The sequence below is a fragment of the Microtetraspora malaysiensis genome (genome assembly GCF_001528665.1).
GTDB classification, from domain to species: domain Bacteria; phylum Actinomycetota; class Actinomycetes; order Streptosporangiales; family Streptosporangiaceae; genus Microtetraspora_A; species Microtetraspora_A malaysiensis.
On the sequence record NZ_BBYJ01000006.1, the window covers coordinates 1 to 17,326 of the forward strand.

Sequence of the window (17,326 nt, forward strand, 5' to 3'; positions counted from 1 at the left end):
CAATCCCAGATCGACGAAGGCACCCGACCAGGCACAACCAGCGATGAATCGGCGGAGCTGAAGCGGCTGCGGCGGGAGAACGCCGAGCTGCGCCGGGCGAATGAGATCCTGAAGGCCGCCTCGGCTTTCTTCGCGGCCGAGCTCGACCGGCCACACACGCACTCGTGACCTTCATCGACGAACACCGTGAGCTGTTCGGTGTCGAGCCGATCTGTCGTGTGCTGAGCGAGCACGGCCTGTCGATCTCTCCCAGCACCTACTACGCCGCCAAGACCCGGCCACCCTCGGCACGGACGATCCGCGATGCCGAGCTGGACGAGCACATCCAGCGGATCCACACCGCCAACTACGGCGTCTACGGCGTCCGCAAGGTCTGGCGGCAACTGCTGCGCGAGGGCCACCAGGTGGCCCGGTGCACCGTCGAGCGGCGGATGCGTGCCCTGGGCCTGCAAGGGGCCCGCCGCGGCAAGAAGATCCGCACCACCACCTCCGACCCTGAACATCAGCGGGCCACCGACCTGGTGAAACGGGACTTCACCGCATCCGGGCCCAATGCCGTGTGGGTCGCGGACTCCACCTACGTTCCCGCCTGGTGCGGCATCGTCTACGTCGCCTTCGTCGTGGACGTGTACTCCCGGGCGATCGTCGGCTGGTCAGCCTCGATGTCCAAGCGCGCCGGCCTGGTGCTGGATGCGTTGGACATGGCGTTGTGGCGGCGCGACCGCTCCGGACGCCCCGCCGGTCCCGGCCTCATCCATCACTCGGATGCCGGCAGTCAATACACCTGTTTCCGCTTCACCACCCACCTGATGACCGCCGGTATCGACGCCTCGATCGGCACGGTGGGCGATGCGCTGGACAACGCGCTGATGGAATCACAGATCGGCCTGTACAAGACTGAACTGATCAAACCTCGCGGGCCGTGGCGCAGCCTGGCCGAGGTGGAACTCGCCACCGCGGAATGGGTCGAGTGATTCAACACGACCCGCCTGCACTCGGCTATCGGCAATGTTCCGCCGGAGGAGTACGAAGCCTTCTACTACGCTCAACACCAGTCCAGCGAACCCGTTGGAATCAACCCCTGAGGTCTCCACCGAAGCCGGGGCGGTTCAGCCAAGCTGGTGGACGTGGGGAGTGTTTCGCCGCATAGGGTCCTGGCAGTCAAGCCGGATCGTCTCTGGCTGGCGGTTGTTGATGGAGCTTGGGCCGTCGAGTCGATCGAGGCCGGGACGGACGTCCCATTCGAGAGATCGAGGTTGTGGCTCTTGCCGCTGTTGGAGAAGCCGCGAGTTGAGGTGGAGAGCGAGGCCGGACCATTGCTTGGCCTGGATGATCCAGACCTCGCCGAGGCGCTGCGGATGGTTGTTCAGTGTGGCCTAATGCAGCGGTCGGACTACTGGCTCTCACGGACCCTGACATGGATGGTTCCGGACGAGATTGCGCTTTTCGCTGACCTACTCCGGGAGATCGCCCTCGGACAGCGAGGGTCCCAAGCTACTCAGCACGCTGCGAAACGGCTCTTGAAAGAGAGCGGGCTCTGGTTTCCTCACCGTCGCCAACCGTCATAGCTAGTTTGGGAGATTTCGGCTCATCATCGCTTGACCAGCTCCAGCGCTGGTCAGGAGCGGTTCGGGCATGTCCGCCCGTACCCACGACTCCCCGTGATTCCCCGGTGTGACTGGCACGGTTGTGGCACCGTATGGATCATGCAGGAGACCCGCTCATACCTGATCAGGCCCGAGGACGGACCGGAGTGGATTCCCATTCACGCGCGAGATCTTGCGCGCGTCCTTACCCCTGATGGGTGGGAGGCTTCCCCTGTGGACGGCTGGGGCGACCATCGGATTCGGGTGCGAGACGTTGATATCTCCTTCTCCGCTGAGGACGTTGGCTGGCAGGTGTTCATTGAGGAGGATCTGCTCGCGAATATCGCCGATGACGTTGTAACCGTTGTAGCGCGGCAGATAGCGGCGTACTCCGGCCTATCAACAGTCTGGGTCTTGCTCAGCGAGTAGGCGCAGTCCCGCATGGTCTCCCCTGCCTGATCTCCCGTCTGCCTCGACCCACCGCGAAGCGGCAGCGGGCCGGCGACGGAGGGGCAAGCCCGTCTTCGCGTGTACGTGAGCCGGTCGCGGTTCCTCGGTCATGGGACGCCAACGGTCATAGACGGGCTTGAGCCGTAGGAGCCGGTCTGCTGGGCTTGCCTGGGTCGTGGCGGGCGGGACGATCAGGCTTCCACCTCAGCCACCTACGGACTCCGGCTCACGCTCGGGCGATCATCCCGGAGCCGAGGCCCTCGCCGGAGGCGCTCTTTTGGTTGGAGGGATGGAATGAGAGAGTCTGCGACATGGATGTGTGGCGAGTTTGGTATCGGCTAGGGGCTGCGTTCTTCCTCGTCTTCAGTGGCTGGACCATGTCCGGTGCAACGTTCGGGCTTTCTGGGTTTCGTGGTCCGATGCCGGATGCGTGGCTGACGGGTATGTGGGTGCTTCTCTCGCTTGGGATCCTGTTCAAGCTGGTGGCAGGAGTTGCATATCTCATGCGGAAACAAGGCAGCCGTGATTCGAAGGATGTCGTCGGGTAACGGGTCGAACGAATGCCTGAACGAACCGGTGGTGGGGCCCATGTGCTGTGCGACTCGATAGCTTGTGATCAGCTAGCCATGTTGCCGACGCGTCGCCGAGGTCGGCGAGTGCGATTAGGTACGGCGAGACGGTGTACGGCGGGCGGCCCAAGCTGCCGGCGGCCGGGACCGGCCCCCAGGCCGCATGCCCGGCCGCCGAGCGGGCGACGGGCCGCGAGGCGGCGCGGAGCGCCGCCCTTGATCCCTATGAGTACAATTCGGCAGTACATTTGCTGCGGGCGACCGATCCATCGAAAACGTGGAGACTGTGGCAAACGAGGGAGCATCCCATGCTCATCGCATTGGGGCCGGTGCTCGGCTTGGCGTGATACTGGCCGTGGCGTCTTTGGTGAACTACCTTGCGTGGCTGGGGTGGGACCAGGAAAAGGATGTCGAGCCGGACGGTAATCTTAGCGGCCCCTATCAGCCGTGGCAGGTGGCTGGGCTGGTAATCGTTCTGGGAATCCTCGCTGCCATTGCCGGTTGGCGCGGTCACCCAAAGATAGGCACACTTAGCATCGCAGGTGTGATGTGGTTGTCCTGGACGGTCGATGCCGCTACGTCGGACAACAGCGGCCTATGGCCCATCGGCGCCTTGGCGTTGCTTCCCTCCGCCTACCTCGGGGTCGGTTTCGTTGCATTATTGGGCGCTTCAGCAAAACTGCTAGTCAAGAAGTTCCGCACGCCGGGTGATTAAGGTGCGCCGGGCGGTTACGTAGCGATCGTGGAACTCCTGGGCGATGGCTTCGCGGCGGTATTTCTGGCGTAGGACGCGGTCCAGGTCTCCGGCGCGGTTGACGAGGTCGGTGAGGGATCGGCGTTCGATGTCGAACGCGGCCACGCCCTGTTCGACAGCGGCGTCGAGGTTGCCGCGTCGGGCGTGGACGATACCGAGGTCTATGTGCGCGTCGGCGACCCGCATCGGGGCGTTCGAGGTCCCGTCTGGGCGGGTGTGCATCTGGATCGTCTCAAGCGCGTGTTCTTCGGCGCGGTCGTCATCGCCGAGCCAGGTGTAACAGGTGGCGGCGTAGAAGACCCACTTGGCGTGGTCGAACACGAAGTGATGGTCCGGGTTCTCCGGGATGGGGAGCTTGGCGAGCGCGTCGGCTCCGAGTGAGAGTGCCTTGTCGGCTTCTCGGCGGTCGCCGATGCGGGCCAATCCGCGGGCCTCTTGCAAGGTGAGCTGAACCATGGCGCTGGATTGGCCGGCGGCGGCCTGGCCCATGCGGGCGGCGGTGACCACATCTTCGTAGCGGCCTTCGACCAGGGCGAACCACGCGGACATCTCGTGTGCCCATCCCATGAGTTCGCCGTGTCCGACCTGGCGGCCCATCTCGAACGCGGCCTGTCGGGCGGTCTCGGCCTCTTCGCGCTCGCCCAGGTCGTAATGCACACAGCCCAGTAGCGCGGTGAGCCATCCCGTGATGACCAAGAGTTCGCGGTGCTGGTCGAGTGTGATCCGGCCTGATAAGAGCCGGGTCACCTGGGCCAAGCGCTTTTGCGTACGGTCGCGCAAGGTGGCGGCGGGGACGACGGGGTAGGCGCGGCAGAGCAGATCGACGGCCTCGGCCAGAGCCTCCAACGTCCCGTTCCCGACATCGGACGCTTGGAGCTGCTGGGCGAGTTCCATCGTGCCGTACAGCTCGGCCTCGGCCCGTAGTGCGTCCACGGGCATGATCTGTGCCTCGATCAGGCGGCTGCCCGCGCTGCGCCGGTTCGGGGAGAAGCCGAGATCTTCCGGCTCCAAGCCGGTGGCCTGGGTGAGAGCGAGCCGGAACGGGGTGCGGGGCCAGGAGACCTCTCCGGCTTCCCATCTCCTGATGCGTTCCTCGTCGACGGCGAGTCGTTCGGCGATGCCCACGCGTGTCTGGTTGATCCGGTCGGCCATCTCGGCGCGGGTGAGCTGGTGGGAGTTGCGCCAGGCGCGGAGTTGGACGTTCGGGATGCTGTCGGGCATCTCGGGCTTCTCCCGTTGGGGGGCCTTAAGAGGGGGGTATCAGGGGGATCTTCGGGGGTCCTGTCGCGCTCGCATTGCCGGTGGACTTGCCATCAAGCAACCACGGTACGTCAAGCGGCCTCCCAGACAGAGGGAACGCCGGATGAACGAGGAGCTGGCGACGGTGACCCGGCCAGACGAGAACAGCGAGGCACGGCCCTGTCCTTCGTGTCGGGGACGTGGCAGCAAGGAACGCCACGCGCGCCGGGCGCTCCTCATCGGCGATCACGAATCGGGTGGGGAGCGGGTGCGTCTCGACTGCCTCGGAAGCGGCCGGGCCGAAGGGAACGGAACACGAACCCCATTGATGTCATGGCAGTGGCCTACATGAACCGCACAGACGAGGAGCGCAAACTCCTCCGGCTCCGCCACGAGTTGACCCAGCTCAGCATTCACACCGAGTTGCGGGACAACAACACCGCGCTCCTGGTCCACCGTCCCGGCGGGCGGGGGATGCCGCTGTGGGTGTTCGTCGGGTACGGCGGCGCGTACTTCTCCTGGCAGTACGCCGAGAAGCGGCACCCGGTGAACGACGCCGAAGGGGCGGCGAAGGTGCTGGCGGAGTACGTCAGCCGGTAGAGCTGGCGCGGCGAGATGACGGGAGTGCCCGGCCGGGGGTGGGCGGGCGTCGGTGGTGTCCATCGCCCCGGGTCTCGTCGCGCCTTCGGCAGGGTCACGGACAACCACGCCCCCCGGTCCCCGTTCGTGGCCCTGCCGTTCCACCCCCGGTTCACCGCTCCCGGCCGGTACGTGTTGCCGGGTATGGGGTGACAGAAATCCGGAGCCGGGCTAGGCTCAAACTTGGTAAAACAACCTGTCGGCTGCTGGACGGTCGTGATGTCTCTAGAGTCCGTGCCTCCGAAGTATGCGCAACTTGTGCAGACGCTTCAGCGGCGTATTGAAGCGGGAGACTACCCGCCGGGGACGCTGCTCCCCAGTGAGAACCAGTTGATCCAAGAGTTCGGCGTGTCCCGGCCGACTGTTGTTGCCGCGTTGCGGGTGCTGAGGGAACAGGGCTGGATCGAGTCGCAGCAGGGCAAGGGTCGTTTCGTGCGGGGCCGTCCCGCGCTCGCCCTGGCCGAACAGCCGCGCCCCGGCCATGCCTACCTGACCAACCCCGAAAGCGGCTCCGCTGGTGAGGTGCTGGAAGCGGGCGCGCTGGCCGTACCGAACCGGGTTGCCGCGCTGCTTGATCTGCCGGCCAAGAGCCGGGCGTTCCTGCGTCGCCGCCTCGTGGTCCGCGATGGTGAGCCGTCTGAGATCGTCTCGTTCTGGCTGCCCCTGGAGCTGTCGGAGGGGACGGATCTGACCAGCGCCGACGCGCTGCCCGACAGCATCCGGGATCATCTCCAGGCGCGTAAGGGCGTGCGGTTCGATCACATCGTCGAGCAGATAACCGCGCGCATACCCTCGGCCGACGAGGCGAAGCGGCTCGGCATGCCGAAGAACACGCCGGTCCTGGACGTGTACGCGGCCGTGCGGGACGCTTCCGGGCATCCCTTTGTCGTGGTGAACGTGCTGCTTCCCGCCGACCGTCACGAGCTGGAAGACGCCTATCCGATTGGTTGAGCTACTGACCCGGTAGGGGTGATCGTGAAATCGTCGGCGGACGCGTACTGGGCTGAGGCGCGGTCATGGATGGTCGTGCGGCGAGTGTCTTTCGTCGTTCCCCTGGGTGTGATGGGTGTCGTTGTGGCCGCGTTCTTCGCCTCCTCGGCGCCTGATATCGCCCGTAAATCATTTATGAATGCATGGGATTTCGTACTGGTTGCCGGGATGGGCGCCGTTTTCTCATGGTTCGTGATCATGATGGTGTTGACGTCGAATATCAGAGTGTCGGACAAGGGTGTCACGGTGACGAATCTGTTCGTGCGCCATCGCGTTCCGTGGAATGTGATCAGTTCGATCCGGCTGGATGACGGCCTGGCGATCCATCTGACCGACGGTCGGAAAGTGGGATCGATCCAGTTCGGTGGGTCGCTTGGCGGTGCGCTGCTTGGGTACCGGTCCCAGCGGAAGTATGTGGAGCGGTTCAATGGGGCGCTGGCCGAACCCAGCAGGATCGTATCCGCCGTCGGTGAATATCAGATGCAGGTTCGCGTCCCTGCCGGGCCGCTGATCATGGCATTCGCCGTGTTCTTCGTCCTGTTCGGTTCCATGATGCTTGTCACGTGAAGGCGTCGTTTGAGCGAAGCGGCTTGCCATGTCGAAGGGCGCCCCGGTCCTGGACGTCTATGCGGCCGTGCGTGACGCATCGGGGCATCCCCTCGTGGTGGTGAACGTGCTGCTACCCGCCGACCGTCACGAGCTGGAAGACGCCTATCCACTCGGCTGACACTCGCGCCACAGTGCCAAGAATGGCGATCGCTATATGCGGAGATGTCATGCGATTAAGTTATAGAATTCGATGGCAACTATCGCGGCGATAATTATTCCTATGTATGCATCAAGCGGACTGGGGCGCGTCCATGCCGAGGGCCATTTCTTTGGAATCCCGCTCCGTCGCGTCGATGAGAGCAGCCATGCCACTCCACCTCGGAGGCTGTGTACAAGGCCGGTCGGAAACGCAATGTACGCAAACGCGCCCAGTGTGGCGGCAATGCCTCTGACGATGTCAGAGTCGAGCTGATCGCCCGCGACGTATATCAGGAAGGCTATCGGGCCGCCGACGCTTAGCACGAAGAGCCATGCAAAGGCTCGCCATGCATGCGCCCAATATGCTTCGTGCTGGGACCATTCTTTCGGAGTCAACTCCTTGATAACCGTCTGTCTGGACTCGCTAGGGTCACTTGCTGACGCGATCAGTGAGAGCGGCCCGGCTAATATTCGGGCCAAAGCGGCGCTGGGATCCCAGAGATTCACGCATATCCGATCAATCGTGATCATTCATGTCGTCGATGGCACAGAACAACGGTATCCGCCGCCCCTGGGGCTCGACCAGGGCTTGATCGATTGAGCATGCTGATCAATCGCGCCGCTGCCGCTTTCCGTGCACGTCCACTTGGTGGAGTCGGAAAAGCCGATCGATGAGACGAGGCGGGATGGCGGCGACCTATCCCGGGAGCTACGGGCATCTCATCTTTACCGGCTCATCCCTCCCGGGCACTTGGCCTACCAAGTCTGCCGACCCACTCTCGAAGCAGTTGATAGGTTAAGTGCCCGCCAGTCGAGAGGGGGAGATCTCACATGGCTCTGCAAGGACCCATCCCGGTCACGTTCGACATGGTGTCCCCACACGGCTGCTACGTCGTCGGCGAGGTCGAGCCGGTCAAGGACTTCGACGCCTCGACCAACGGCCGATTCGTCCAAGCACGGGACAAGCAGACGCGTGAGCCGGTCTGGCAGGTCGCGGTGATGGACGCCGACCCAACGCTCAAGCCCGCTCAGAAGACCGTGGCGGTCAAGATCCTGTCCGCCGTCCAGCCGGTTCCGCCGGCTGCTGTGGCGGGGGTGCCGTTCACGCCGGTCGAGTTCGACGGGGTCAGCGTCACGCCGTACGTGAACAGCAACAGCAACCGTCTCGCGTACTCCATCCGGGTCCGCGAGATGCGCCCCGTTCGTACCGGCAAGACCGGCGGCAAGGAGGCGGCGGCGTGATGGAGCGTGACCCGTACACCTACGTGGCGATGTCGCTCGACCCTGGCGCACCGGCATACCTGGCCGTCTCGTTCTACACGCCCGATCTGCGGGTGGGTGCCTCGGTGCTGGACTCCGGGCGGCCGTACCTGTCGATCCTGTCGCGGGAGGCCGACATCACGGTCTCGACCAGCGGGGCCGGACCGGTCACCACGGCCGATGTCGACATCGCGCGGCAGCTCTTCAACGCCACTGCGCGCTACCTGGCCGACTGCGAGCACCTGCACAGCGGCCAGCAGTCGGTCGACTCCGACCAGGCCAACGCCTCCGGCTCCGGCGACGAAGTGGCGGCCTGACATGCAAGCGGGGCCGCTGGAAGCGCCAACTTCCGGCGGCCCCTCAGATCTCCCACACACGCGAATGCTTGAGAGAGGAAACCAAGCCTAATGTTCCGCAAGCTCCCCGGAGATGAGGCACGTAACCTCGTCTCCACCACCCCTGACACCGCCGTCGTCTTCCGCCCGGCTGTCGTTCGTACCCCCGCGCTGGTCACGATCGTGATCTGGCTGTCCCGGCTCGTCGCGGGATTGGTCCGGCTGGTGCGGCAGCACCCGATCGCCGTCACCATCCTGGCCGTGCCCGGCGTGATCTGGACCCTGTACGGCTGGCCTCTCGCCCTGGTCTTCGTCGGCCTCGCCATCCTGGCGGGCCTGTCCTGGGCGTCGCTTAACCGGGCCTCGTTCCTACGGGTCATCGGCTGGCGACTGCTCGCCTTCTGGCGGCCCATCTGGATCTACCGCCGTCACTGGCAACCCGTGATGATCGTCTCCGGGCTCGGTCGGCATTTATGCGGCCGGGACTACCTGCCCCACCTGCTCCGGGTGCACTGTGACGGCTGGGCCGACCGCGTCACCGTGAAGATGCTCAACGGTCAGGCGGTCAAGGACTGGACCGACCGGGCCGAGCACCTCGCCCACGGCTTCGGGCCAACCGCCGCATCCTGGAAGCACTCGCCGGATGAGACGAGATCAATACGAAGGACCCCGGGAGATCTCTCGGGGTCCTTCGGCGTACCAGGGTGCGGAATCGTTCCACGGGACACCGGAAACGGCCGGGTTCACCTGGGAAAACGGGGCCAAGAGCATTCCGCGTATGTTCCGCGACCACTGGCATCCGGCTGCTTTCGGCGGCTCTCGGCTGCCTGTCACGTCAATCGTGATCAGACGAGAAACCGCAGGTGGCAGGGCATATTCACTGATCAAGCTGAGTAGGGCGGGTGGGACTTGAACCCACGACCCACGGATTATGAGTCCGATGCTCTGACCGGCTGAGCTACCGCCCCGCAATGGTGGAGTCTCTCACAACTTAGCGCCTCAGTGGATCAGTCGATCACGTCGAAATCGAGCCGGAGGCGGAGCTTGGCGCGCCTCGTTCCGGAACGGCCCGCCGGTCCTGATCACTCCCGTTCCTGTTCATGGCCTGTGTGGTGCCCGGTACGGCGGTCGCAAAGAACGGCTCCGCGCCGCCCGCGATCAGGCGTTATGTCCATGATGTCCGGGTACGGCAGGGCCGAACAGGCTGAAGGGGTTTCGCCGTGGGCAGAAATCTGGTTCGCCGGCTCATGCCGGGGGTCGTGGTCGTTCTCATGGGTCTGGAATCGTGCGCTACGACCTGGCAATCAGGAGGGGACCCTGCCAGCACTGCCGTCGGCTCCCTGAGCGAAGGCTTCTCGATCGGCCTGCTGCTGCCCGACGCCAAGGCGCCGCGCTACGAGAAGTTCGATCGGCCGTACATCGTCCAGCGCGTCGCCGAGCTGTGCCCGAAGTGCGAGGTGGTGTACCGCAACGCGGGCGGAGACCCGAAGCGACAGCAGCGGCAGCTCGCCTCGATGCTGGCGGCGGGCGTGAAGGTCCTGATCCTCGACCCGGTGGAGCCCAAGGGCATCGCGGCCTGGGTCGCCCTCGCCAAGAACCAGGGGGCGCGGGTCGTCGCGTACGACCGGCTCGCGAGCGGTCCGGTGGACGCCTACACCTCGTTCGACAACATTCAGGCGGGCCGGATGCAGGGCCGTTCCCTCCTGGACGCGATCAGGATCGGCGGGGACCCCAGGCGCGGCGAGATCGTGATGGTCAACGGCTCGCCCGCCGACCAGCACGCGGGCGACCTCAAGAAAGGGGCGCACCAGGTCCTGGACGGGCAGGTGACGATCGGCAGGGAGTACGACGCGCCCGGCTGGAGTCCGTACCGGGCAGGGGTGGCGGTGAACGGCGCGTTCACCGCGCTCGGCGCTGACCGGGTGATCGGCATCTACGCGGCCAGTGACGCCATGGCGGACGGCATCGCCACCGTCCTGCGGCACGCGGGCGTCACACCGGGCACGCCGCTCACCGGCCGGGGCGCGGAACTGGAGGCGGTACGGAGGATCCTGCTGGGCGCGCAGACGATGACGGTCTACCTGCCGATCAGGTCGGTGGCGCGGAGCGCGGCCCGGATCGCCGTCGATCTCGGTGTGGGCAGGACGGTGTCCGGGACGGCCGCGCTCTCCAACGGGACGGTCGCGTCGATCCCCTCGACCATGATCGCGCCCGTCGTGGTCGACAGGGGCAACATCAAGGAGACCGTGATCAAGGACGGATACTGGACGGCCGCCGAGATCTGCGCACCCCCGCCGGTCCGTACGGCCTGCCGTGCCGAGGGGCTGATCTGAGCGAGGGTGGACGGTCCCCATCCGGAGCCTTCCGGTATCCGGAGAAGAGGAGGACGGCTTGGGCTCGGCGGGGCGGCGGGCCTACCGGCGGAGCCGCGTCAGCTGTGTGCCCGCCACGCTTGGGTGTCTCCGAGCCGCCTGGCGCCGTTCGATCACGATCGCAGGGTCTCGATGAGCTCATCGAGACCGCCTCGGCGGCGAGCCGAGGAGATGTGGTCGATGTAGTCACGAGAGCTGACGATCTTCCCGTCCCGCACGCGGAGGATGAAGACGCAGGGGACCCGGTAGGGTTCGCCCCCCTCGGTTGTCCCTCGGTACTCGAATTCGGCGACGATCACCTCGGGATCGGCGGTCTCGTGCACGGTGATGTTGGCCGGCTCCTGGCGAAGCGGCGGCAGGCGTTTGCCGGCCGAAAAGTGCTCGCGCAGTTCCTCGCGGGTGCGCAGCGGTTTGTCGCCGGACGGCGCGAATGGATGTTCGACGTAGGTCTGCTCCGCGTACAGATCGGGCAGCTCGTCCCAGCGCCCCTCCGAGACGCCCCACACGAGTTTGAGGAATACCTCGCGAGGAGTGAGCGCCATGATGCCTCCTGATGGCACGGTAATATCCGAAGTGGAGACTCCGCATATACGGAGTGATGACTTCGAATATACGGAGTGGAGACTTCGGATGGCAACGCAACCGACGCGCGCCGATGCCCGCGGAAACCGGGCCCGGATCCTGGAGGTCGCCGAGGAGGTCTTCGGCCGGGGCGGCTCGGCGGCCTCCACCGAGGAGGTCGCGCGCCTCGCCGGGGTCGGCATCGCCACTGTCTTTCGCCACTTCCCCACCAAGCAGATCCTGCTGGAGGCGGTTCTGGTGAGGCACTTCGACCGCCTGTGCGAGCGGGCGCGAAGCCTCGCCGAATCGGATGATCCCGGCCCGGCGTTCTTCGGCTTCTTCGGCCAGATCGTGGCCGATGCCGCGGGCAAGCTCGCCATCATCGAGGCGTTCACCGACGCCGGCGGTGACGTCGGCGGCAATGCTGCCCAGGGCCCGCGGGACCTGCGCGAGGCCGTCGGCGTCCTGCTCCGGCGTGCCCAGGACGCCGGCGCGGTCCGTACGGACGCCGGCCTCGACGAGGTCCACGCGCTCCTCGTCGGCGTCTCACGGGCCGTCGCCCACATCCGCCTCGACGAGCGGGCCCGCGCCCGGGCACTCGAGATCGTCTTCGATGGGCTCGCCCCCCGGTGACCGCTGTGCCACCCGACGGCCGCCGTGGCGTCCTGCCGGGGCGCGCATCGGCCATCATGGGAAACAGGTGAGTGGCCAGGTTCCGGACCGCGATTCCGCGCCGGGTCGCGGGTATGAGCAGGGCGGTGGCCGAGCCGAAGCCCCGCAGCTTGGGTTCCACAAGGGTGCGATGCCGGCTCTCGTACCGGCGGAACGCTGTTTCGGGGTCGGTGCGGGCGGCCGCCAGTTCCTCGGCGAGGGTGAAGGCGCCCGCTATGGCGAGAGTGGAGCCGTCACCGAACAGCGACAGGCAGGAAGCGGCGTCACCGAGCACCGCGATGCGTCCGCTCGACCACTGGGGCAGGCGGACCTGGCTGACGGAGTCGAAGTAGATGTCGTCGGCGGCCCGTACGCGTTCCAGGAGCTCGGGCACTCGCCAGGAATCGTCGGCGAAGGCGGCGGTCACCAGCCGTTTGTGCTGCTCGATGTCGCGATGGTCGAAGCCGGTCAGTGCCGGGCTGCGGAACATGAAGGCGGCGACGGCGTGGCCGCGCGAGGGGTGGACGGTGACCAGTCGGCCGGGGGTGTTGTAGAGGGCCGCCGAGTGGAGCCCGTCGGCTCCGATCACCAGGTCGAAGCGACGGGGTTCGGCGCGCTCGAAGGCGACGTCCACCCCGTTCTCGTTCTGATCGAGGGCGACGGCCCGGAACAGCGGGCGGACCTGCTCGCGCGGACCGTCCAGCGCGCATTCGAGAGCGAGCCGGCGATCCCCGACGCCACACTGCGGGACCTCGCCGCCGCCACCGGCACCCTGATCACCGGCCTGATCACCGGCCTGATCGACGCCGATCGCGCCGCCTCCGGCCTTCCCGAGATCTGACGCCCTTGCGGCGCGGCTCTCCGCGGTCGTCGACCGGCGGTGTCCGGCGGCGTCGGGCCGTGCGTTCGCGCCGGTCCGGTCTCCCGCGGGCCACGGGTCAGCCGGCGGATGTGATCCTTCCGGCCCTCGCGTCCTGCGCTGCCCCCTTCGCCGCGACAGCGTCGAGGATGAGTTCCACGGAGAAGAGGAAGACTTCCTCGGTCTCCGGATAGATGGACGGCGCGGCCGTGGTCGCGCTGGGGAATCGGACGGGGTCGAGCGCGGCGTACACGCGCCGCTGCTCGTCCCGTAGCTCCGGCACCGTCAACCACGGGGAGAAGGCCGCGACGAGCCCGTTCCCGACGGTGAAGTTGTAGATGGTCTGATAGAACAGGCCGAGCTGGTCCTGGGGGATGCCGGCACGGATGAGTTCACGGACGGTCCACTCCGTGATGTGGAACAGTTGCGGCTCGTCGTCAGGCTGTCCGGCCATCGCCTGGGACAGCCCTTCGTGACGCCGATAGAGCTTCCACCAGTCGACGATGATGTCCCGCAGGTTGTCGCGCCAGGCGCGTCCGGGCTCCGGCGCGCGGACCTCGCGAAGGAACAGGTCGTCGATGAGCGCGGAGAGCAGGTCGGCCTTCGACGCGAAGTGGCGGTACATCGCGGTCGCGTCCACACCCAGCTCGCGGCCGAGGCGCCGTAGCGTCAGCGCGGCCAGACCCTCCTCATCGCAGACCCGCTGAGCCGCGCGAAGAATCATCGCGCGGTCCAGGCGAGTTCCACGACGCGTCTCGGCCGGGGGTGAAGGGGCTGCATCTTGACTCATGCAGCACAGCATCCCATCTCCCTCTCGTGCGGTCGTGCCGAGCCGGAGCGGCACTCAGTTCCGGTGAACATAGGTGTCAACGCTGTTGATGTCAACACCGTTGACATCGATATTGGGGCATGCGAGGCTCGCGTCCTGCTGACCCGCAGTGACTTAATACGGCCCGCGACGTTGCGGCCGCCAGGAAAGAGGTCGATGCGCATGAGCGCGTCCGCACCAGAGCGGTACACCCAGGAACTCAAGAGAGACCTCAAACTGTGGGAGAACGTCTCTCTTGTCGTTTCCGCAGTCACCCCGGCGACCGGGGCCTTCATCATCGCGCCGGTCCTGTTCGGCCTGAACGGCACCGGCGCCCCGCTGACCTTCGTCATCGCCGCCATCCTCGGGATCTCGCTCGCCTTCTGCTGGGCCGAGCTCGGCAGCGCCTACCCGATCGCCGGCGGTGACTACACCTTTGTTTCCCGGATCCTCGGCCGGGGAGCCGGGTTCGTCTCCCTGGTCCTGAGCGGACCGGTGCAGGCGGTACTCATCCCCGCTGTCGTCGCGCTCGGCATGGCCGAATATCTGCGGGTCGTCATCGACATCGACGCCAACGTCCTCGGTGCGATCATCCTTCTCAGCGGAATGGTGATCGCGATATTCGGGGTGCGGCTGAACGCGCTCGCGGTGGCGGCGCTCCTCGTCATCGAGCTTCTGGCCGTCGTGCTCGTGTCAGTCCTCGGGTTCGTCAAGGCGAACCGCAGCGTGTCGGTGCTCTTCAGTCCCGAGGTGATCGGAGACGGGGGCACGCGGCCGCTGACCTTCGGAGCGCTGATCGCCGGTATCGCGGTAGCGAGTTTCGCCTACAACGGGTTCCAGGGAGCACTGCTCTACTCGGAAGAGACGGTTGGGGAGCGGAAGAACGTCGCGCGTGCGGTCTTCATCGCGCTCGGCGTGGCCATCGCGTGCGAGGTGCTTCCCGTGGCCGCGGCGCTCCTCGGCGCGCCCTCGGTCCCCGACCTCGTCGCGAGCGCCAACCCGTGGCAGTACTTCCTGACGGCGATCGGCGGCGACACCTTCAACACGATCATCAGCCTCGGTATCGCCGTCGCCGTTCTGAACGCGGTCATCGCCCTGATGCCGTTCTTCGCGCGGATTCTCTACAGCTCCGGGCGGGACATGGCGTGGCCGCGACCGGTGAGCCGATCACTGGCCAAGGTGCACCCCAAGTATGGCACTCCGGTGGTCGCCACCATCGCCGTGGGGGTCGCCGGTGCGCTGATCATTCTCGTGACCGACGTCGAGACCCTGACGACATGGGTGGGCGCGGTCCTCGCCATCGAGTTCATCCTCGTGGCGCTGTCGGCGATCGTCGGCCGCGTGCGTCAGCCGAACCAGGACCGGCCCTACCGCATGCCCCTGTGGCCGATCGCGCCGGTCGTCGCGATCGTCATGTCCATCGGCGTGCTCACCCAGCAGGAGCCGAGCGACCTCGCGGTCGCCGGAGGGCTGGTCCTCATCGCGGTGCTGTACTACGTCTTCTACCTGCGTCCGCGCGTGCACACCCACATGCTCACCCTCGACCCGGTCCTCTATGACGAGGGGAAGGGGTCGACCGAGTCGTCGAGCAGCGCGCAGCAGACCACACACATCTCGCAGAACTAGGGAGAGACCAGTTGAGCGAGGCTCGGGGCCATACCCTGGCCCACCACGGATCCGCCGGGTTCGACGCCGTGGACTTCACCGCCGTCGATGAGATCTTCGCGCGATTCCACGCCGATGGCGCCGGTGCTCCCGGTGTGGCGTACGGGATCGTCCACGGCGGTCGGGTCGTCCACGGCGGCGGCTACGGCCTGGTCGGTTCCGAATCCCCGGGGACACCGGGACCGGCCACGGTCTTCCGCATCGCGTCGTTGAGCAAGAGTTTCACCGCGGCCGCCATCCTCTCGCTGCGGGACGAGGGCGTGCTCAGACTCGACGACCCTGTCGGACAGCACGTCCCGATGCTCGCGCGATTGCCGCGGGCCACCCGCGACTCCCCGCCGATCACTGTCGCGGACTGCCTCACGATGAGCGCCGGACTCCCCACCGACGACGCCTGGGCGGACCGGCAGGAGGAGCTGACCGAGGAAGCGCTCGGCGCGCTGCTGTCCGCCGGGATCGGGTACACAGCGACCCCCGGCACCCGCTTCGAGTACGCCAACCTCGGCTACGTCTTCCTCGGCCAGGTGGTCGAGTCGCTGACCGGGCGACCGTTCACGCAGGTCGTGTCCGACAGGTTTCTTCAGCCCCTGGGGATGTCCTCGACGACCTACGACTACCGGGACGTGGCGGGGGAGCGGCTGGCCACCGGCTATCACCGTGTCGGCGATCGCTGGGAGCCCCAGGCGTTCACGGCCCCGGGCATGTTCTCCGCCATCGGTGGTGTGCTCAGTACGGTCGAGGACCTCGCCGTCTGGGTCCACGGCTTCGCAAGCGCGTTCCCCGCGCGCGACGAGCCCGAGGGCGGCCACCCGCTGGCCAGGGCCACCCGCCGGGCGATGCAGCAACAGCACCGGGCGATCACCCCGCTGGTGTCGACGAACGGGCACGGCCTGCCCGACGTGCGCACCGGGGAGTTCCCCTGGGGGCTGTCCGGTTACGGCTACGGCCTGTTCGTCGAGTACGACCCCAGGTGGGGGGAGTTCGTGCACCATATCGGCGGCTACCCCGGTTTCGGCTCGCACATGCGATGGCACCGGGAGACCGGAATCGGGGTCGTGGCCTTCGGCAACGCCCGATACTGCCCCGTCTATGAGCCGGCGGACGCGGCGCTGCGCCAGGTCCTGGACGCGGTCGCCCCTCCGTCACGCACCGTCGTGTCGTGGCCGGTCGTGCATGAGGCGCGGCAGGTGGTCGATCGCCTCGTCGGCGGAGACGAGTCCGCGGTGCGCGATCCCGTCTTCTCGCCCACCCTCTTCCAGGACGAGCCGGCCGCGACACGCTTGACGGCACTCGACGAGGCGCATCGGCAGGTCGGAGCGCTCACCGGTCCGGCCGAGCAGCTGAGCGCCGCGACTCCGGGGCATCTGGTGTGGTGGCGGCCCGCTGAGCATGGGCGGATCCGGCACGAGATGTGGCTGACCCCCACCGTGCCGGCGAAGGTGCAGCGTCTGCAGGTCGACGCGGTGCCGGACCCCTCGCCGGAGTTCGCCCCGGTGGTCGGGTGCGTCGTCGAGGCCCTGGCCGGTAAACGACCGGACTGGCCCGAGCATGTCGCCCCGGCCGGGGACACGACCCCGGAGCAGCTGGTCGACGAGCTCATCCGTGCCCGTGACCTGATCGCTCCCGTCGGCCCGGCCGCGGTGATCGGCGCCACGTCTCCCGACGACGTCGTGATCGAGTGCGTGGGCCGGCAAGGCGCCGTCGAAGTCCGAATGGCACGTACAGGTGATCGAGTGCGTCTCGATCTGGCTCTCCGGCGAACGCCGGAAGATTATCTGCTCCGTCGCGACCAGAGGTGAGGCGATCACGCCGGTCGAGGGGAGACCTCGACCGGCGTGTCG

The 17,326-nt window shown here is 66.7% G+C and carries 18 protein-coding genes and 1 tRNA gene; 15 read left to right on the top strand and 4 right to left on the bottom strand.

Features of this window, described 5'->3' with window-relative positions:
- The first annotated feature begins 164 nt into the window (after positions 1–164).
- The 3 genes from AWQ71_RS05455 (at position 165) to AWQ71_RS41375 (ending at position 3,320) form a co-directional block, all read left to right on the top strand.
- On the top strand, positions 165–974 hold the full coding sequence (locus AWQ71_RS05455) for an IS3 family transposase (protein WP_084258596.1): 810 nt from the start codon (positions 165–167) through the stop codon (positions 972–974).
- A gap of 732 nt (positions 975–1,706) precedes the next feature.
- The gene (locus AWQ71_RS05465; protein WP_067127736.1) at positions 1,707–2,015 is read left to right on the top strand and encodes a hypothetical protein; all 309 of its coding nucleotides are present in this window, start codon (positions 1,707–1,709) and stop codon (positions 2,013–2,015) included.
- Positions 2,016–2,972: 957 nt separating this feature from the next.
- Positions 2,973–3,320: a hypothetical protein gene (locus tag AWQ71_RS41375; protein WP_157570200.1), complete on the top strand. Its 348-nt coding sequence runs from the start codon at positions 2,973–2,975 to the stop codon at positions 3,318–3,320.
- Here the strand turns inward: AWQ71_RS41375 and AWQ71_RS05470 are convergent.
- The gene (locus tag AWQ71_RS05470; protein WP_067127739.1) at positions 3,288–4,580 is read right to left on the bottom strand and encodes an NsdA family TPR-like regulatory protein; all 1,293 of its coding nucleotides are present in this window, start codon (positions 4,578–4,580) and stop codon (positions 3,288–3,290) included. The two genes, AWQ71_RS41375 and AWQ71_RS05470, sit on opposite strands and share 33 nt — an antisense overlap.
- Positions 4,581–4,931: 351 nt before the next feature.
- On the opposite strand from AWQ71_RS05470, the gene AWQ71_RS05475 reads away from it, so the two are divergent.
- From AWQ71_RS05475 to AWQ71_RS05500, 7 genes are all read left to right on the top strand, one after another.
- Complete coding sequence (locus tag AWQ71_RS05475) at positions 4,932–5,198, top strand: hypothetical protein (RefSeq protein ID WP_157570201.1); 267 nt, start codon at positions 4,932–4,934, stop codon at positions 5,196–5,198.
- Positions 5,199–5,495: 297 nt separating this feature from the next.
- Positions 5,496–6,188: a GntR family transcriptional regulator gene (locus AWQ71_RS05480; protein WP_218001682.1), complete on the top strand. Its 693-nt coding sequence runs from the start codon at positions 5,496–5,498 to the stop codon at positions 6,186–6,188.
- 111 nt (positions 6,189–6,299) lie between these two features.
- Positions 6,300–6,794, top strand: a complete 495-nt coding sequence (locus AWQ71_RS05485) for a PH domain-containing protein (protein WP_169806515.1) — start codon at positions 6,300–6,302, stop codon at positions 6,792–6,794.
- A 28-nt stretch (positions 6,795–6,822) separates the two neighbouring features.
- Entirely contained in the window at positions 6,823–6,954 is a 132-nt protein-coding gene (locus tag AWQ71_RS44285; protein ID WP_281195441.1) for a hypothetical protein, read from the top strand.
- Positions 6,955–7,805: 851 nt separating this feature from the next.
- Positions 7,806–8,216: a plasmid replication, integration and excision activator gene (locus tag AWQ71_RS05490; protein WP_067127751.1), complete on the top strand. Its 411-nt coding sequence runs from the start codon at positions 7,806–7,808 to the stop codon at positions 8,214–8,216.
- Positions 8,213–8,551, top strand: coding sequence for a hypothetical protein (locus AWQ71_RS05495; protein ID WP_157570203.1), 339 nt, complete (start codon positions 8,213–8,215; stop codon positions 8,549–8,551). The genes AWQ71_RS05490 and AWQ71_RS05495 overlap by 4 nt, the downstream gene beginning before the upstream one ends.
- Positions 8,552–8,641: 90 nt before the next feature.
- Positions 8,642–9,466: a hypothetical protein gene (locus tag AWQ71_RS05500; protein ID WP_174550678.1), complete on the top strand. Its 825-nt coding sequence runs from the start codon at positions 8,642–8,644 to the stop codon at positions 9,464–9,466.
- Here AWQ71_RS05500 and AWQ71_RS05505 read toward each other — a convergent pair.
- A tRNA-Ile gene (locus AWQ71_RS05505) sits at positions 9,464–9,537 on the bottom strand. The genes AWQ71_RS05500 and AWQ71_RS05505 overlap by 3 nt on opposite strands.
- Positions 9,538–9,789: 252 nt before the next feature.
- Here AWQ71_RS05505 and AWQ71_RS05510 point away from each other — a divergent pair.
- Complete coding sequence (locus AWQ71_RS05510; RefSeq protein WP_245658127.1) at positions 9,790–10,902, top strand: sugar ABC transporter substrate-binding protein; 1,113 nt, start codon at positions 9,790–9,792, stop codon at positions 10,900–10,902.
- 152 nt (positions 10,903–11,054) lie between these two features.
- Here AWQ71_RS05510 and AWQ71_RS05515 read toward each other — a convergent pair whose 3' ends face one another.
- A complete protein-coding gene (locus tag AWQ71_RS05515; RefSeq protein WP_067127761.1) occupies positions 11,055–11,483 on the bottom strand; it encodes a nuclear transport factor 2 family protein in 429 nt (142 codons plus the stop codon).
- 88 nt (positions 11,484–11,571) lie between these two features.
- On the opposite strand from AWQ71_RS05515, the gene AWQ71_RS05520 reads away from it, so the two are divergent.
- Both AWQ71_RS05520 and AWQ71_RS41380 read left to right on the top strand, forming a co-directional pair.
- Positions 11,572–12,135: a TetR/AcrR family transcriptional regulator gene (locus AWQ71_RS05520; protein WP_067127763.1), complete on the top strand. Its 564-nt coding sequence runs from the start codon at positions 11,572–11,574 to the stop codon at positions 12,133–12,135.
- Positions 12,116–12,994: a hypothetical protein gene (locus tag AWQ71_RS41380; protein ID WP_157570204.1), complete on the top strand. Its 879-nt coding sequence runs from the start codon at positions 12,116–12,118 to the stop codon at positions 12,992–12,994. The genes AWQ71_RS05520 and AWQ71_RS41380 overlap by 20 nt, the downstream gene beginning before the upstream one ends.
- A 97-nt stretch (positions 12,995–13,091) precedes the next feature.
- Here the strand turns inward: AWQ71_RS41380 and AWQ71_RS05530 are convergent, their stop codons facing one another.
- Entirely contained in the window at positions 13,092–13,736 is a 645-nt protein-coding gene (locus AWQ71_RS05530) for a TetR/AcrR family transcriptional regulator (RefSeq protein WP_067127769.1), read from the bottom strand.
- Between the two features lie 267 nt (positions 13,737–14,003).
- On the opposite strand from AWQ71_RS05530, the gene AWQ71_RS05535 reads away from it, so the two are divergent.
- Both AWQ71_RS05535 and AWQ71_RS05540 read left to right on the top strand, forming a co-directional pair.
- Complete coding sequence (locus tag AWQ71_RS05535) at positions 14,004–15,446, top strand: APC family permease (protein ID WP_084258673.1); 1,443 nt, start codon at positions 14,004–14,006, stop codon at positions 15,444–15,446.
- Positions 15,447–15,457: 11 nt separating this feature from the next.
- A complete protein-coding gene (locus tag AWQ71_RS05540; protein WP_067127772.1) occupies positions 15,458–17,284 on the top strand; it encodes a serine hydrolase domain-containing protein in 1,827 nt (608 codons plus the stop codon).
- Positions 17,285–17,326: the final 42 nt, after the last annotated feature.

What these genes read in the sequence shown, in the direction of transcription:
- AWQ71_RS05475 (WP_157570201.1), top strand. Translation starts at nt 4,932, where the DNA reads ATGGCAGTGGCCTACATGAACCGCACAGACGAGGAGCGCAAACTCCTC.
- AWQ71_RS05500 (WP_174550678.1), top strand. Translation starts at nt 8,642, where the DNA reads ATGTTCCGCAAGCTCCCCGGAGATGAGGCACGTAACCTCGTCTCCACC.
- AWQ71_RS41380 (WP_157570204.1), top strand. Translation starts at nt 12,116, where the DNA reads ATGGGCTCGCCCCCCGGTGACCGCTGTGCCACCCGACGGCCGCCGTGG.
- AWQ71_RS05490 (WP_067127751.1), top strand. Translation starts at nt 7,806, where the DNA reads ATGGCTCTGCAAGGACCCATCCCGGTCACGTTCGACATGGTGTCCCCA.
- AWQ71_RS05530 (WP_067127769.1), bottom strand. Translation starts at nt 13,736, where the DNA reads ATGATTCTTCGCGCGGCTCAGCGGGTCTGCGATGAGGAGGGTCTGGCC.
- AWQ71_RS05470 (WP_067127739.1), bottom strand. Translation starts at nt 4,580, where the DNA reads ATGCCCGACAGCATCCCGAACGTCCAACTCCGCGCCTGGCGCAACTCC.
- AWQ71_RS05465 (WP_067127736.1), top strand. Translation starts at nt 1,707, where the DNA reads ATGCAGGAGACCCGCTCATACCTGATCAGGCCCGAGGACGGACCGGAG.
- AWQ71_RS05535 (WP_084258673.1), top strand. Translation starts at nt 14,004, where the DNA reads ATGAGCGCGTCCGCACCAGAGCGGTACACCCAGGAACTCAAGAGAGAC.
- AWQ71_RS44285 (WP_281195441.1), top strand. Translation starts at nt 6,823, where the DNA reads ATGTCGAAGGGCGCCCCGGTCCTGGACGTCTATGCGGCCGTGCGTGAC.
- AWQ71_RS05520 (WP_067127763.1), top strand. Translation starts at nt 11,572, where the DNA reads ATGGCAACGCAACCGACGCGCGCCGATGCCCGCGGAAACCGGGCCCGG.
- AWQ71_RS05515 (WP_067127761.1), bottom strand. Translation starts at nt 11,483, where the DNA reads ATGGCGCTCACTCCTCGCGAGGTATTCCTCAAACTCGTGTGGGGCGTC.
- AWQ71_RS05485 (WP_169806515.1), top strand. Translation starts at nt 6,300, where the DNA reads ATGGGTGTCGTTGTGGCCGCGTTCTTCGCCTCCTCGGCGCCTGATATC.